Source organism: Flavobacterium sp. JAS (genome assembly GCF_020991455.1).
In the GTDB taxonomy this organism is placed as follows: Bacteria; Bacteroidota; Bacteroidia; order Flavobacteriales; family Flavobacteriaceae; genus Flavobacterium.
This window is the reverse complement of the sequence record NZ_JAJMOX010000001.1, coordinates 449,117-467,278: the sequence shown is the minus strand read 5'-3', so window position 1 is coordinate 467,278 and position 18,162 is coordinate 449,117. Positions and strand designations below refer to the sequence as shown.

Here is an 18,162-nt window from a genome sequence, read left to right as displayed (position 1 = left end):
AAATACGACAATATTATTCGACCCTTATCATTTCTACTATTTAGCTAATTTATTTTTTTTATTCTCTTTTTCCTGAGCATCAATAACTGCAATTGCAGCCATATTTACCATTTCTTCAACACTTGCTCCTAATTGAAAAATGTGAACCGGTTTACCCATTCCCATCATGATTGGACCAATAGAATTTACTTTATATAATTCTTTTAATAATTTATAAGTAATATTTGCCGACTCTAAGTTAGGAAAAATCAATGTATTTACCTTCTTTCCAGCCAATTTTGAGAAAGGAAATTTTTCAGCAAGCATTTCCTGGTTCAAAGCAAAGTCTGCCTGAATCTCTCCGTCAACGATCATTTCAGGGTGATTTTTATGCAAATACGCTACAGCTTCTCTAACTTTTGAAGCACTTTGACTTGTTGAAGATCCAAAATTTGAGTAAGAAACCATCGCAATAACTGGCTCAACACCAAACATTTTTGCTGTTTTTGCCGTCATAATTGCAATATTAATTAAATCTTCTGCCGAAGGATTTATATTGATTGCAGTATCTGATAAGAACATTGGTCCGCGAGAAGTCAACATCATGTTTGCTGTTGCAACAAGTGATGCTCCTGGCGCTTTTTCAATCAATTGTAACATTGGTTTTACAACCGTTGGATAACTTCTTGTATGACCTGTAACTAAAGCATCTGCTTCGCCTTCATTAACCATCATTGCAGCGAAATAGTTTCTTTCGCGCATGAATTTCTGAGCATCCAATAACGAAACACCTCTTCTTTCTCTTGTTTCCCAATATGAATTTGCAAATCTATTACGTCTTGCTTCTTCTTCGTTTGTTTTAGGATCAATGATTTCAAGTTCAGCATCAAAACCTAACTCAGCTTTAAGCTCTAAAATTGCTTCTTTATTACCTAATAAAATTGGAAAACCAATTCCGTCCTCGTGAACTATTTGTGCTGCTTTTAGTACATTTAACTGATCTGCTTCAGCAAAAACAATTCTTTTAGGGTCCATTTTAGCACGGTTTGTCATCAAACGCACCATTTTATTATCATTACCCATACGCTCACGAAGTGCATCTTCATAAGCTGCCCAGTCTGTAATAGGATGTTTTGCAACACCAGATTCCATCGCTGCTCTTGCAACTGCCGGAGCAACTACAGTAATCAACCTTGGGTCGAATGGTTTAGGAATAATATAATCGTTACCAAATCCTAATTTTGTTGCGCCATAAGCCACATTTACCTGTTCTGGAACTGGTTCTTTTGCCAATATAGCCAAAGCTTTTACGGCAGCCATTTTCATAGCTTCATTAATTTTAGTTGCTCTAACATCTAGCGCTCCTCTAAAAATATATGGAAAACCTAGTACGTTATTTACCTGATTAGGAAAATCTGAACGTCCTGTAGCCATAATAACATCCTTACGAGTTTCTGTAGCTAAATTATAATCGATTTCCGGATTTGGATTTGCCATTGCAAAAACAATTGGATTATCTTTCATTGTCAACAACATTTCAGCCGAAAGAATATCTCCCGAAGACAATCCGATGAAAACATCTGCTCCTTTTACAGCTTCTGCTAATTCAATTTTAGGACCATTTACTGCATACTTTAATTGCAATTCTGATAGTGAAGGATTATCTTTTGTTAAAAGTCCTTTACTATTAAACATTTGGATATTCTCAACTTTAACTCCTAATAAAACATATAAATCAGTACAAGCTATCGCTGCAGAACCTGCACCAGAAACTACTACTTTTACATCTTCTGCTTTTTTTCCTGCTAATTCAAGTGCATTGATTAAAGCTGCCGAAGAAATAATTGCCGTACCGTGCTGATCGTCATGCATTACCGGAATATCCAATTCTTCTACCAGTCTTCTTTCTATTTCAAAAGATTCAGGTGCTTTAATATCTTCAAGATTTATTCCTCCAAAAGTTGGAGCAATATTTTTAACGGTCTGGATAAATTCTTCAATATCTTTTGTTCCGATTTCAATATCAAAAACGTCAATATCAGAGAAAATTTTAAACAACAAACCTTTTCCTTCCATAACTGGTTTAGAAGCTTCAGGACCAATATCACCAAGTCCTAAAACAGCTGTACCGTTTGAAATAACGGCAACCAGATTTCCTTTTGCTGTGTATTTATAAACGTCGTCTATGTTTGCTGCGATTTCTAAACATGGTTCAGCAACACCAGGTGAATAAGCCAAAGATAAGTCTCTTTGGGTTGCGTATTTTTTTGTTGGAACTACCTGAATTTTTCCTGGAGTTGGTTCTGAATGATACAGTAACGCTTCTCTTCTTTTACTCTCTTTGTTCATTATATTTAGCTTTTATTCTAGCTTACAAAGATATAAGTCTTGGTTTAAAATGGCGTCTTTTTATGTTTTTCTTTTCTTAAAAAAACGTTTTCGTTAAACCAAAAAAAATAGTCCATTATAATTTGGACTATCTAATAAAGTTTATTTTTTGATTTTATATTACTGAGAAATATAAGAATTTAAATGATTTATAGTGTCTTTTTGAATTTCTATAATCGCTTTTACAACGTCACTGATCGAAATTATTCCTACCACAATTCCATCTTCCATAACTGGCAAATGTCTGATTCTTTTGGTACTCATCAACTCCATACAATCTTCAATATTATTTGAAAGGTTTATCGAAGAAACATCGATTTCCATGATTTCGTGTACAAAGGTTTCTTTTGATGACTTGTCTTTCAAAACAATTTTTCGGGCATAATCCCTTTCAGACAATATTCCTTTTAAATCGGTTCCATCAATAACCAGAATTGCCCCAATGTTTTTTTCTCCCATTACTTTCAGCGCTTCATAAACTGTTGTTGTTGAAAGTACGGAATAAACATTTTTTCCTTTTGCGTTTAGTATTTGATTTACAGTCATATCTGAAAAATTTTAAGTCCTATAAAGTTAAAAAAAAATGAATATAAAAAACAACGAAAACGATTTTTTAAAACTTAACACATTCATTTTTAACATAATAAGTTAAATTTCATTATAAAGAAATTTTTATTTAAAAAAACGAATGAATTTTAGGGATTTTTTGCGAAAAACACAGTATTTTTTGATGCTTTTAGATTTATTATAAATAAAATACGGAATTTGATTATATCGCCACAACATATTGTCTAGTCCCGAAATAACAATACATAAAAAAGACCTTTGCTAAAATCTAGAAAGGTCTTTTTTATACCAATAAACATTTATATTATTGGGAGATATACAAATACCCTGTTAAACTAATAGGTTCATTTAGATATGTTTTATAGGTTATTACATAAAAATAAGTTCCGTCAGGCAACCCATCTTGTTGTTTGACAGTTGCTCTTCCTTCCGAAATTCCTCTAAACACAACCGATTCATTATCATAACCATGAGCATCATAAACCAAAACTCCCCAACGATCATAAATCTCTACATAAGCATCTGAATAACATTTGATTCCATCAATTTTGAAAATATCATTCATACCATCTCCATTAGGAGAAACTGCATTGTAAACCGTGATTTTACAAGCATTTAATGGAAGTATTGTTGGATCATCTTCCAGAATCGAATTATCATCTGATTTATCCGTTATAACTCGCTCTTTTGGATCAACTGCCTGAACTGTCGCTTGATTTTCTACACTTCCTACAGCAATATCCTCAGCTGTTAAAGTATAGGTTCCTACAAAATTATCGGTATTTGTTTCATCTGCTCTTAGAATAATTGGATCTCCTGTAATAACAATTCCCGGTTTAGGATCTTTAACTATGATGTTTACCAAAAGAATATTTCCGGTATTTGTAATAGCAAAATGATAGGTTACGGTTTCTCCAATTTCTGCATATCCATTTTTGTTTTCATCATTGAATGTTGCTGTTTTAATAATTGCTATTGTTGGAACTGATGTTAAATCGACAACAGTAGGATCATCATCATTTGTAAGAGTAGGATCGTCACTATCAGATATATCTATAACTTGTTTTCCGTCAGGGGCATCTCCAATAACGATGGCCGTATTTACTACTTCTCCTGCTAAAGCATCCAGAATTGTCACCGTATATGATGCAGTTGCTGTACCGGTTTGTCCAGGAGATAATGTACTTGGAGTAACTGCAATAACACTGTTACTTAATAATGGATCGGCAATTTCGATGTTATTCAATATCACATTACCTGTGTTTTCTACAACAAAACTGTAATTAATTATTGAGCCTGCTCCACCAGTTCCTGATAATTGCCCTCCTTTTATTAAGGTCAAATCTTTAAATTGATCTACTGGTGTAATCGTAGGATCGTTATCACCTATTAAAGTAGGATCATTACTATCTGATAAATCCTGAATAGCTGTTCCTACCAAAGGCTGAGCAGTAACTAAAGCTTGATTTTGAACAAACCCTAAATTAATATCAGTCTGGGTTAATACATAAGTACCTGTGAAGTTTGTTACGTTTGTCTGACCTACTGCCAACGTTGCAATTGGCGTACCTGTAATAGTCGCTTTTGGATCTGTAACAATCACGTTGTTCAAATCTATGGTTCCTGTATTGGTAATCGAGAATGAATAACGAATTAGCTCTCCCGGCTCTGCATATCCATCACCATTTGTATCAGAGAAAACGCCTTGTTTCACTAATGCTATTGATGGTTGCGTAACTGTTATTTTAATAACCGCCTGATCACAATTTGTAGCATTTAGATTTTCACAGATTTGATACACAATAGTATAAATTCCTGAGGAAGTACCTGCTGGAACACTTACCAAACCAGTATTCATATCTAATACCGGAACCGCTGCTGAATTGATAACATCCGCAGGCGAAACCACATTTATTTTGACTTGTGCTATAGTTGGGGCTGTATTATCTAAAAGATCATTGGTTAGAACATTGATTACATTATTAGCTCCGTCCAAACCGTTAATTCCTCCAATGGCATCATCGTTTGCAATAATTGGTCCCGAAATAACGGTTACAATAATATCTGCCTGACTACAGTTTGTAGGATTTAAGTTTTCGCAAATCTCATATCTAATTGTGTAAGTTCCGCTTGGTGTACCAGCAGGAACGCTTACATTTCCGGTAATAATATCTAAAGTAGGAACCGGACCTCCATTGATTGAAGTGGCAGGCGTAACAACTCCGATACTAATTTCTGATAATTGAGCCGCAACTCCGTTTAGATTATCGTTTGTTATTGCATTTACAACATTGGCCTGCCCCTGAAAACCATTAATATTGAGAACAGTATCACTATTTGCTTGAATTGTAGCAGCTGTTACCGTTATAAAAACAGTTGCTTCATCAAAATTTGCCGGATTTAAATTTTCTGCAATTCTATATCGAATCGTGTATAATCCTGCAGGAGTTCCAGCCGGAACACTTACAATTCCGGTTGCAGGATCTAAAACTGGCACATTTGGATTTCCATTTATCGGATTTGCTGTATTTAAAACCGTAATCGTGATTTGACTGATATTTATCGAAGTGACTTTTGCTTTTTTACCTACTATTGACGAATCGTTGAAGGTATCATTGTCGATAATATTTAATGCTTTTGGTGTTCCAACATAACCATTTATATTAACCTCAATATCATCATTGGCAATAATTGTAGCAGCATTTATCTCAATTACAATGTCGGCTTCACTACAGTTTATTGCATTTAATTTTTCGCAGATTCCGTAATGAATAGTATAAGTTCCTGCTGAAGTTCCCGGCAGAACATCTACACTTCCTGTTGCTATATTTAATACCGGCACCGGACTTCCTGAAATATAATCGACCGGAGTTATCGTATTTATTGAAGTAATATTAATTTGAGATAATTGAACGGCAACTCCATTTAATAAATCATTTGAAATAGCATTTATCACATTTGTCGCTCCCACATATCCGTTAACATTATTTACTGCATCATTGACTGCCAAAATTGATGGTCCAACTACTGTAATAAATACTGTTGCGTCATTACAATTGCCAGAATTTAGTTTTTCGCAAATATGATATTTAATCTCATATTCTCCCGCAGGTGTTCCTGCCAGGATACTTACCATTCCGGTTAACGGTTCTAATGATGGAACCGGTCCTCCGTTGATTGGCGCTGCTGGTGTATCAACTGTAATATTTACCTGATTCAGATTTGTAATGGCGCCGTTTAAGCTATCATTTGTTAAAATATCAATAGCATTATTAGTTGCTACATATCCGTTTACATTGGCTAGATTGTCATCATTAGCCACTATCAACGGAGCCTGAACTACAATAGTTATTACGGCAGTATCATTGTTTGTTAATGTCGATACTTCTCTTAGCGTATAACTAATTGTATATGTTCCTGCCGGAGTTCCTGCCGGAACACTAACTACTCCTGTTGCCGCATCTAAAACCGGTATTAAACCTGAATTTATTGGTGTTGCAGGAATTACATTGGTAATCAAAACTTCTGATGGAATTACAGGAATTCCGTTTAAAGTATCATTATCTAATGCATTGACTGCATTTGTTGTTCCTGTAAATCCATTAATTGGAGTTGAAGAAAGATCGTCATCAACAGCATCAATTGGCGCAGCGACAACTCTAATTCTAATAACGGCTTCATCACAATTTGATGTGTTTAATGTACCGCAGATTTTATATACAATAAAATATTCTCCTGCATGTGTACCCGCCGGAACATCTACATTTCCGGTAAGAACATTTAATACCGGTACTGGTTTTCCGTTTATTGAACTTGCTTGTGAAATTAATTCGCCTTTGAAATCCGTAAATACTAATGGCGCTCCGTCTAAAGTGTCATTATCATAAGCATTTACCACATTATTTGCTCCTGCATAACCGTTAATGTTATTTGCCTGATCATCATTTGCAATAATTGGAGGTTCAATTACAACAACAGTGATAAGTGCGTCGTCACAATTTAGTGGATTTAATTTATCACATAATAAATATCTTATTTGATAAACTCCTGCAGGCGTACGTTCCGGAATAGTTACAAGTCCAGTTGCAGTAACCAGGAAAGGAACAAAACCTCCGTTTATAGGTGTTGCTGGAGATATTACAGTTCGGATTACCAAATTCACATCTGTTAAAGGGATTCCATTATACTTATCATTAATTGTAAAAGCATTTAGAACTTCTGGCGCTCCTCTATAACCGTTGATATTGCTAATCAGATCATCTTCGGCTAAAATTGCCGGTCTGTCTACTATGATTATAATATTTGCCTGACTACAATTGGCTGGGTTCAGCTTTTCGCAAATTTCATATTGAATAATGTATGTTCCGCCTGAGGTTCCTGCGGGTACATCTACATTACCCGTTAATTCATTTAGAACAGGAACAATTCCGTTTGTTGAAGTTATAGGAGCCGTAGTGCCTAACGAATGAATGTTTACTTGTAGTATTGACGCTGCTACACCATTTAGATCGTCATTTGTTAAAGCATTAACTACATTATTTGCGCCAACATATCCGTTAATATTATTAGCGAAATCATTATCCGCATTAATAGTCGCTGCTGAAACATCTATGGTAATATCTGCTTCACTACAATTTAACGGATTCAGCTTTTCGCAAATTCCATAATGAATTATATAAATTCCTGCCGAAGTTCCTGCTGGCACATCAACATTTCCTGTCAGAATATTTAATACCGGAACGGGATTTCCTGTTACATAATTTGAAGGTGTCGTTGTTGTGAGAGACGAAATAGTAATCTTGATCAATTGAATATCCGAACCGTTTAATCTGTCATTTGTAATAGCATTTACGACATTATTCGCACCAACGTATCCATTAATAATACTTGTAGAATCGTTATTTGCAATGATACTTGGAGCAACAACATCAATTGTTATTGTGGCAATATCAAAATTAGTGGTGTTCAAGTTTTCACTTAAGCGATATTCAATTATGTAAGTTCCTGCTGCAGTTCCCCCCGGTACATTCACCAATCCTGTTAAAGGATCTAAAACAGGAATTGCCCCGCCATTAATAGGAGTTGCGGGAACAACACTACTAATCGTTACCTGAGAAGGAATAACCGCTAGTCCGTTTAATCTATCATTTGTTAAAGCATTTACGACATTGGCAGCCCCAACAAAACCATTAATATTGGTTGCTGCATCGTTAACAGCATCAATTGGTGCGCTAACTACATTGATAAATATTGTCGCATTATTACAATTTGTTGGATTTGTTTTTTCGCAAATATGATATATAATCTCATAATCGCCTGCCGGAGTTCCTGCTGGCACACTTACAAATCCTGTTAAAGGTTCTAATACCGGAATTGATCCTCCGTTTATTGGAGTTGCAGCATTTTCGACCGTGATATTTACTTTTGATATGTCTGTAGCGGCGCCGTTAAGTGTGTCATTTAGTAAAACATCAATCGCATTAGTCGTCGTCACATATCCGTTAATATTAGCAACTGTATCGTCATTAGCAATAATAACCGGAGCAGAAACTTCGATTGTTATTACTGCCGTATCATTATTTGACAGATTCAACTTTTCATTTAACTGATAGCCAATAATGTAAACTCCTGCTGAAGTTCCCGCTGGCACGCTTACAATTCCCGTTGCTGGATTTAATACCGGAACTAAACCACCATTGATTGGTGAGGCTGGTATAACATTACTAATTGTAACTTCTGACAGAACTACATCAGAACCGTTTAGAGTATCGTTATCTAAAGCGTTTAAAGCATTTGGATCACCAATAAATCCATTTATTGGAGCAAAATTAGCATCATTAACAGCATCTATTTCCGCCGGAACAACTGTAATGGTAATCACTGCATCATCACAATTGGTTGGATTAAGATTTTCGCAAATTTTATAAACAAACTTATATTCTCCTGCTGGCGTTCCTGCCGGAACACTAACCAGTCCTGTGGCACTATCAAATATTGGAATTGGACCTCCGTTTATTGCCGAAGGAAAACTTGTAACAGTTACGGTGATGGTTGGTAAATTAAGTATTCCTCCATTCAGCAAATCGTTGTCAAACGCATTTATTACATCATTTGCACCTGCATAACCATTTACATTCAAAACGGTATCATCGTTAGCAACTATAGCTGGTGCCACTACATTGATTGTTATAAATGCATCATCACAATTACCCGGATTAAGGTTTTCGCATATTTCATATTCAATTTGATATTGTCCTGCTGGTGTTCCCGGCGGTACCGTAACTCGCCCTGATGACACAGTAAGTTCAGGAACTGGTGCTCCCGGTGTTTTAGGAGTTGCCGGCGTTTTGACAGTAGGTGTTAAAATACCTGCTAGATTTATATTTATAATTTCCCCATCAAAACTGTCAGCTCCAGCGGTATTAGTATAGGCATTTATAGCGTTGACGTCTCCATCATACCCATTTACATTATTTACAACATCATCATTTACCACAATTGGAGCTGCATCTACAACTATTGCAATACTAGCATCTGCACAATTTGTTGGATTTAACTTTTCGCAAATAGTATATGTTATGTAATAAGTATCGGCAGGAGTTCCTTCAGGTACACTAACATTTCCTGTTGCTGTACTAAAGACCGGCACATTGGCACCTGGGTACAAAGGAGTAGCTGCAGTATTTTGTGTAACTGTAATTTTGTCTAAATTTAGTATGGTAATTGGCACTCCGTTTAAACTATCATTTGCAAATGCATTCACAACATTCATTTGCCCCAGATGACCATTAATATCTTCTGCTACATCATCATCAGCATCGATTAAAGCACTTCCTACCGGAATAATAATTCTGGATATATCACAGTTAGAAGGAACTGCTATTTCACAAATCATATATTCGATTTCATAAAGGCCACTTACTGTCCCCGCAGGTACATCAACGTCTCCTGTTGCGATATTCAAAACAGGAATTCCTCCTCCATTAATAGGTGTTGCAGGTTTAGTAACTGAAATCTGAACATTTGAAATTGTTGCCGGCAAACTAGCTAATTTATCATTAGTTAACGCATTTATAACTGCCAGATGCTCATTTGAACCATTCAATAACATAGGAACAATATCAATTACGGCATCAATCCCTGATGTAGTTACGCTTATTGTCTCTGTTGTTGTAGAACAATTTGAAAGATTCGTGTTTTCACAAATTGTATAAGTCAATGTATAATTATCTGCGGGTGTTCCCGGTGCCACAGTAATTTTATTAGTAACCGGATCAAAAGTTAAAAAACTTGAGATAGAATTTACGGTCACTGTTACATCAACAGGATTTAAAATAACTCCATTTAATAAATCAGAATCTAAAATAGTACGTATTGTAGTTCCACCTGTATCACCTGAAATTGAAGCAAAAGTTTCAGGAACTGCACATATTCTATCAAAAATGGCAAAGCTTGCCGGTAAAGAAATACAAGTGCTTAAACCTATACGTCGTACATAGATTTGTACCGCTCCGGAAGATAAGCCGCTAAAAATATTACTTGCCTGAAACGTAACCCCATCCTTACTATACTCATATCCTGTTCCTAAATCCGGAGTTGAAATAGCTATAATTCCGGTTGCATTATTACATGATGGTTGTTGGGTAATATCTCCTATTGGAGCTAATGGTACATCAAAAACATTTAAGATAACGTGATTCGAAATACTTTGACAACCAGATTGAGATTGAGATATTAAAACTCTAAAGTATCTATTTCCCGGTGTAACATAAGCGGGTGTTGTATAAGAAGCAGTTGTGCCTCCGGATCCATTGGTTACATTTGAATATGGCCCAGCCAAAGCAGAAGCTGTTTGCCATTGGTACAATATAGTACTTGCAGGAATATTGCCCGACGCAACAACGGTAAAAGTATGGCTTTGATTGATACAAACTTCTCCGTCTGTTGGTTCTGTGCTTATTAATGGAGATTCAAACACATCGACTTTTGCAGGATCAGAATTTATAGTACCACAGCCATTACCGGAATCTGTTACATGCAATCTAAAGAACGTGTCAGCAGTTAAAGGACCAGTTGTATAAGTTGTCGTATTAGCACCTGAACCATCTGTTACATTTGCCCAACCAGTGCTGCCATCTAACGATTTTTGCCATTGATAGGTAAAACTTCCTGAACCACTTGTTGCTCCTGATGTCATTGTAAATGTACCTCCTTCACAAATATTTCCTCCAACTGGTTGCGTAGTAATTGTTGGACTCGGAATAACTGTCGCTTTCACCACATTGGTAATAAGTGTACAGGTTGGGTTTGATGATGTGATCACACAACGATAATAAGTTGAAACTAATAAAGGTTCTGTTGTATAATTTGGATTCGTCGCTCCGGTTCCGCCTGTTACATTAGTCCAGCCAGTTGTGCCATCAGAAGAACTTTGCCATTGGTAATCAAAAGATGCAGAGCCGTTATTTGCCGAGGCTAATGTCGAAAGCGAAACTGTTCCTCCAATACAAACTATTGATGGTGTAACAGGCTGAGCTATAATACTCGGAATAATAACTGCCGCAATACTTGATGTAACCGGAATACAGCCTTGAGTTGAATTTGAAACTACAACTTGATAAAAAGTAGTTTCTGTTAAGTTTGGAGTTATATAAGTTGCTGCATTTGCTCCTGCAATATCAGTGTATGGACCTGCCAAAACAGTAGAACTCTTCCATTGATAAGTATAGTTTCCTGTACCTCCAGCTGCCACAACATTTAAAGTTGCATTTGAACCACTGCAAATATTAGTTTTTAATACTGGCTGTGTAACTATACTTATAGCCGACAAAACCGTTACCATTGCTACATTTGAAGTAACCGTAGTACAGCCATTTCCACTAGCCGAAACATCAACTCTGTAATACGTAGTTTGAGTCAGAGCAGGAGTAACATAAGTAGCTGACGTTGCACCGCCAATAGCTGAAAAGGTTGTATTATTTAAACTACTATACCATTGATATGTTAAATTTGGAGTACCATTTGTCGCTGTTACTGATAAAGTATCATTTCCTCCTGAACAAATAGTTGCTCCCGTTGGCTGAGCTGTAATTGTTGGATCCGGAACCACAGTCGCTGTAACTGCATTTGAGGTCAAAGTACAATTTGTTGTTGAAGAAGTTACCAAACATCTAAATTGTGTGGTTGTATTTAATACCTCTGATGTAAAATTTGCTGTTGTTGCGCTTGCATTCGACTCGTTTACAAAACCTGAACCTGAAATACCTTGCCATTGATAACTTAATGTTCCTGCTCCTCCGTTTAATGAAGCTGATATGCTAATAATTACCGTCCCGCCCACACAAATAGCTGCCGGAGCAACTGGCTGAGCGGTAATTGTAACGACAAATACTGGTACTGGATCTGAATATACTTCGCAGCCATTGGCTGCTTGTCTGATTCGTACTCTATAATAAAAAGTTGAGGTCAACGCGCCGGTTGTATAAGATGCTGTTGTAGCACCGCTTCCGCCGGTTGTATTAACCCAACCTGTCGTTCCGTTTGTTGATCTTTGCCATTGATAAACCAATACGCCTCCTGCAGGATCTCCAGAAGCCACAACTGTCATTGTATGTGTCGCACCTGAGCAAATTGTATTTCCAACAGGTTGCAGTGTAACAACCGGATCAGGAATTACATCGACTAATACGCTATTTGACGTTACCAAACCACATCCATTTCCAGTTGCCGAAACATCTACTCTGTAATAGGTATCGGTCGTTAGTGCTGGTGTATTATAAGTATTTGAAGTTGCTCCTGATATTAATGCAAAACTTACATTATCTGAACTAGTATACCATTGATAATTTAGACTTGGTGTTCCGCCTGTTGCGGTAACTGATAAAGTAAGTGCTCCGCCAGAACAAACAATTCCGCCAGTTGGCTGCACCGATATTGCAGGATCCGGAACTACAGTTGCTGTAACAGTATTTGAGGTCAAAGTACAATTCGTTGTTGATGAGGTTACCAAACATCTAAATTGTGTGGTAATGTTTAAAACATCTGATGTAAAATTAGTCGTAGTCGCCGTTGGATTTGTTTCATTCACAAAACCTGAACCTGAATTACTCTGCCATTGATAACTTAATGTTCCTGATCCTCCGTTTAACGAAGCTGATATGCTAATATTCACAATTCCACCAACACAAATAGCTGCCGGAGTTGTTGGTTGTGCAGTAATTGTAGTAACATTTACCAATGCCGGATTCGAAAAACTTTCACATCCGCTTCCTGATTGTGTAATCTGAGCTCTAAAGTAAAGACTAGAGGTTAATGCTGAAGTGGTATATGTATTTGTATTTGCCCCACTGCCACCTGAGACATTTGTCCAGCCAGAAACCCCATCTGCTGAACTTTGCCATTGATATGCAATAACACCTGCATTACTATTTGTTGTTGTTGCTGCAACGCTCATAGTATGTGTAGCTCCTGAGCATATAGTGTTTCCAACTGGCTGGGTCGTTACTAGGGGATCTGCAATAATGGTTAACTTGGCAACATTACTCGTTACCAAAGTACATGTACTTGAAACATTTACTCTATAATAATATTCTCCATTTGTCAAAGAACTATTAGTGGTGTAAGAAGCGCTCGTTTGTCCTGAAATGTCTGTCCATCCTGAAATTCCATTAGAAGATGTTTGCCATTGATACGTATAAGGTGCAATACTTCCTGTTGGAGTTGTATTTAAAGTTATTGTTCCGCCTTGACAAATTGTGCTATCACTTGTTAGTGGTGAAATGGTTAAATCTGATGCTCTTTCAATACTTACTTCATCAGAATATGGAGTACAAGAACCACTACTAATAGTCCATTTTAATCTTGTTGTTCCTACTGAGAGATTAGTTACGGTTGTATTAAAGATATTTGGATTAGTTATTAATGCTGTATTTCCTGAATTAGAAACAAATGTCCAAGCTCCTGTTCCTGCTGATGGATTATTTCCATTTAATGTTGTTGTTGAAGTATTACATATCTTCTGATCGGCTCCCGCATCTGCCAATGGAGGCAATGCATTTATAGTCGCTGTAACATTACTTGAACTTGGTGAACAAAATCCTATTGAAATTGTCCAACTAAATATATAAACTCCTGGCTGTGCCCCAAAAACTGCTGTTGTTGGAGAGGTTGGAGTTTCAAAAACTACATTCGACGGACCTGAAACTTGTGCCCATAACCCTGTTCCAATTGTTGGTGTATTTGCCGCTAAAGTCAACGGTTGAAATTCACATATTGAAATTGGAGTTCCTGCATTTGAAGTAGTAGGCAAAGGATCAACAGTTAATGTCATATCATCAGAAGCTGTACAGCTAAGATTCACTGCTGTCCATCGCAAAACATAAGTTCCGTCTCCACTTGGAGTAAATGAAGATGTTGGGCTTGCATCGTCTGAAAATGATCCTGCAGGTCCACTTACCTTTGTCCATTGACCGGTTCCTGCTGTAATTGTATTTCCTGCTAAAGTAGCATTGTCTGATTCGCAAATTGTCTGATCTGGTCCCGCATCCGGAACGGTTAAATCTGCTGTGACTGTAATTTGTACTGTATCGGTATTAGGTGTACATAATGCTCCATTAGAAACTGTCCAACTAAAAACATAAACACCACCCGTTTGAGTTAGATTAGAAACTGTGGTATTTGGTAAAATGCGAGAACTAAAAACTGCTATCGTAGGTCCTGATACCTGATCCCATTGTCCGGTTCCAGCTAATGGAGGTATTGCTGTTAGTTCTGTAACAGATCCGCATATTGTGTTATCTCCTCCTGCAAGTGCTGGCGAAGGTGGTTCGGCATTTTCAATTCTTACCTGATCAGATGCATTACAAGTTCCTGAGTTTACTGTCCAATTAAACACATAAGTCCCGTAACCCGGATTTAAAAAAAATGTATCCGGATTTGTATCATCAGAGAATGATCCTCCTGCGGGACCAAATAATTTTGTCCATTTTCCTGTCGTACCTACATCAAGTGATGAAGCCGTTAAATGAATTCCTGCCAGACCAACATCACAAAAAGCTTGATCTGTTCCTGCATTTGGCGTTGTTGTTATTTGACCATTAATAATTATACTAATGTCATCAGATGTTTGAGGACATGCTCCCTGAGCAGGAATTGTGTATCTAAAAACATAGGTTCCCGGAATTAAACCCGTAACTGATGCAGTACTATTTCCTGTTGTGGTTACTGTTGGCGTATTTGGCCCCGAAACATAACTCCATGTTCCTGTGCTTCCATCGTTTCCTTCCAAATAAAGAGGTCCCGTTAAGCAAGTTGTATAATCTGGGCCTGCCGCGGCAACCTCTGTAACTTTCACACTGGCCTGATCCTTACTTTGAGGACAATTTATTCCGGTATAAGTAGTCCATTCTAAAATATACTCTCCTGTAATAAGTCCTGATAACGTTGATGTTGGAGACTTTGCGTTTGAAAAAACAGGCGAATTTGGCCCGCTTACCAATGACCAGATTCCACTTCCTACTGTAGGCGCTGTTGCTGCCAGAGTAACCGAACTTTGATTACACATCACCTGATCCGGACCTGCAATTGCTTGCGAAGGTGCTTGATCAATATTTAATTGTACAGAATCTGATGAACTGGCACAGGCTCCTTTCGAAATTGTCCATTTGTAAACCCAAGAGCCGGGTGTTAAACCTGAAACCGTTGTCACTGGACTTGTCGGATCTGCAATTATTGGTCCATCTCCCCCACTTACTAATTCCCATAATCCTGTTTCATCTGTTGCCGGTGCATTCCCCGTTAAAGTTGCAGTACTAGTACACAAACTTTGATTAGTTCCTGCGTCCGCAACGGTTATTGTTGGTGCAATTGTTATAGCAACTGAATCTTCTCCATTAGTACAGCCAACGTTACTAACAGTCCATTTAAATGCATAATTACCATCAGTTAATCCCGTTACAGTCGCATTATACAATGTTGGATCTGTAATTACCGCTGCTGCACCTGCAGTTTGTGTCCAAAGACCTGTTCCGGGAGCAGGATCATTTCCGTCTAATACCAAAGTTGTTGTTCCGGATGCAAGACACTGGTCTGTACCCGCATTCGCATCGGCCCCTGGTGTATTATTTGTTACAACATCTACCGTATCTGCAGATGATCCGCAACCATTAGCAATAGTCCACGTAAATGTATAAGTTGTATTTTGAGCTAAACCTTTTGCTATAGCATTTGGGTCATGTATATTATTAAAAACTATTCCTGCATTTGGAGAAACTGTCCAAGTACCAGTTTCACTGTTTAAAACTGCATCCCCTTGTAATTGAACCGGTGAACCAAAACAAATCGCCTGATCATTTCCTGCCTGAGAAATTGTTGGCATTGCACTTGAAACAACAATTTGCGAAGTACTTTGCGAAACAGCACAAGCTTCACCTCCTGAAATCGTCCATCGAAACATGTAGGTTCCATTAACTAAAGATGATACTTGGGTTGTTGGACTATTTACATTTGAAAAAACTGCCGTACTTGGTCCTGACATCTGACTCCATTTACCTACTCCAGCAACGACAATATTTCCAGCCAATGCTGCCGATGTAGAGTTACATGGCAGAATTTGAGAAGTTGCCGCACTTGAGGTACTTGGTGTTGCAGAAACAACAATTGAAACATCATCATAAACGGTTTCACATTGACTTCCTTTATCTGGCGCTTTAATTAATCTTACAATATAAGTTCCTGAAAAAGTCAACTGACCAACAACTACACTATTACCTGTGAAAGTCACTAAAGCTGTTGGGTATGAAGGATAAGGCGGATTTAAAAGCGGATTTACAATTGGACCGTCCACAATCTGCCAACTCATTTTACCATTGCCCACATAAGTAACCGGAATTGTTGCCGTTGAAACACTACATCCTAAAATCTGATCGCTACCGCCTGAAATAGAAATCACTTCTTCTAAAGTAACGGTATGTGTACCTGTACGTACGCAATTTGTCGAACTGTTGGTCAACGTATATAAAAAAGTATAAGTACCCATTGTTGTCATTCCGGAAACTACTGTTGAAGGAGAAGTAGGATTCTGAATCACCGCTGTCGGTCCTCCGGTCTGAGTCCATTGAACAGTTTCATTTACATATAATGGAACTGTACCTTGAAGAACTGTTGAGGTTCTTCCATCACAGTAATACTTATTAGAGCTAGCTACATTAGTGACATCAGCCGTTGGAGGAGGCACTATAACAGTAACTTCGTCACTCCCATTTGCACAAGTTCCTGCAACAGTCCATTTAAAAACGTAAGTGCCTTCAACCAGTCCACTAACATTAGTGTTGTTATCATTCGCATTGTCAAAACTAGGTATATTTGGACCAGAAACGACTGTCCATGTCCCTTGTTGCTGACCCGGCATTGTTCCGCCGAAACTTCCGTTAAGGTTTACATTTTGAGTTGCCGAAAAACAGTTTGAAAGCGTTTTATCTGCACCCGCCGTAACAGGCATTCTTCCGCCGAAAGATGTAATAACCACTTCATCAAAAGATGTACAGTTAGACGTTGGATTAGTAATTGTCCATCTTAAAGTAGTACTTCCTGAACTATTACCAGAAACTGAAATTGATGTATTAGGAGATGTTGGATTAGAGATACTAACTCCAGCACCATTGCTTCCCACTACACTCCAGTTTCCTGTTTCAGAAGCGCCAACAGTATTTCCATTCAATGGATATGTCCCTTGGCAATACGTTTTATCCTCGCCGGCTGTAGCAAGAGTCAAGGAAGAAACCATTATTACAACATCGTTAGAAATCGTAAAACCATCTCCACATTGTGCTGTTAATCTGAAGGTGTAAGTATTACCGGGAATAGCTCCTTTTACTAATGACTGAACAGCGGTTGGATCTACAATCTGAACTGCCGGTCCGGCAATTTGTGTCCATACGGGGTTTTGCAAAAAAATGCTTCCCGGCGTCGTATTTGCCGTTCCTAATAAATAAAATTGGTCCGGTGGTAAAGATGTGCTGCCACCAGGGCAAATTATTCTATCAGCATTAGCATTAACTGTACAATTTTGCGAAAAAATATAAACCGGAAATACAAATAAAAAAAAGAAAAGCGTTTTATTTAATCCTTTATGTAATCTATCAGAGTAATTTAATTTCATAAATTTAAATTTTTGAATTAAAAACAAAGGGATGATTGTAAAACTGGGGAGGTTTAACACAAATTTATAAA

Annotated in this window: 3 protein-coding genes; all 3 read right to left on the bottom strand. The window is 37.5% G+C overall.

The window, feature by feature from the left end:
* Positions 1–36: 36 nt before the first annotated feature.
* Positions 37–2,328 carry an NADP-dependent malic enzyme gene (locus LPB88_RS01910; RefSeq protein WP_230712109.1) on the bottom strand — a complete coding sequence of 764 codons (2,292 nt, stop codon included), beginning with the start codon at positions 2,326–2,328 and terminating at the stop codon, positions 37–39.
* A 159-nt stretch (positions 2,329–2,487) separates the two neighbouring features.
* Entirely contained in the window at positions 2,488–2,913 is a 426-nt protein-coding gene (locus LPB88_RS01905) for a CBS domain-containing protein (RefSeq protein ID WP_230712108.1), read from the bottom strand.
* 325 nt (positions 2,914–3,238) lie between these two features.
* Positions 3,239–18,091 (bottom strand): gliding motility-associated C-terminal domain-containing protein, encoded by a 14,853-nt coding sequence (locus LPB88_RS01900; protein WP_230712107.1) that lies wholly within the window; start codon positions 18,089–18,091, stop codon positions 3,239–3,241.
* Between the last annotated feature and the right edge of the window lie 71 nt (positions 18,092–18,162).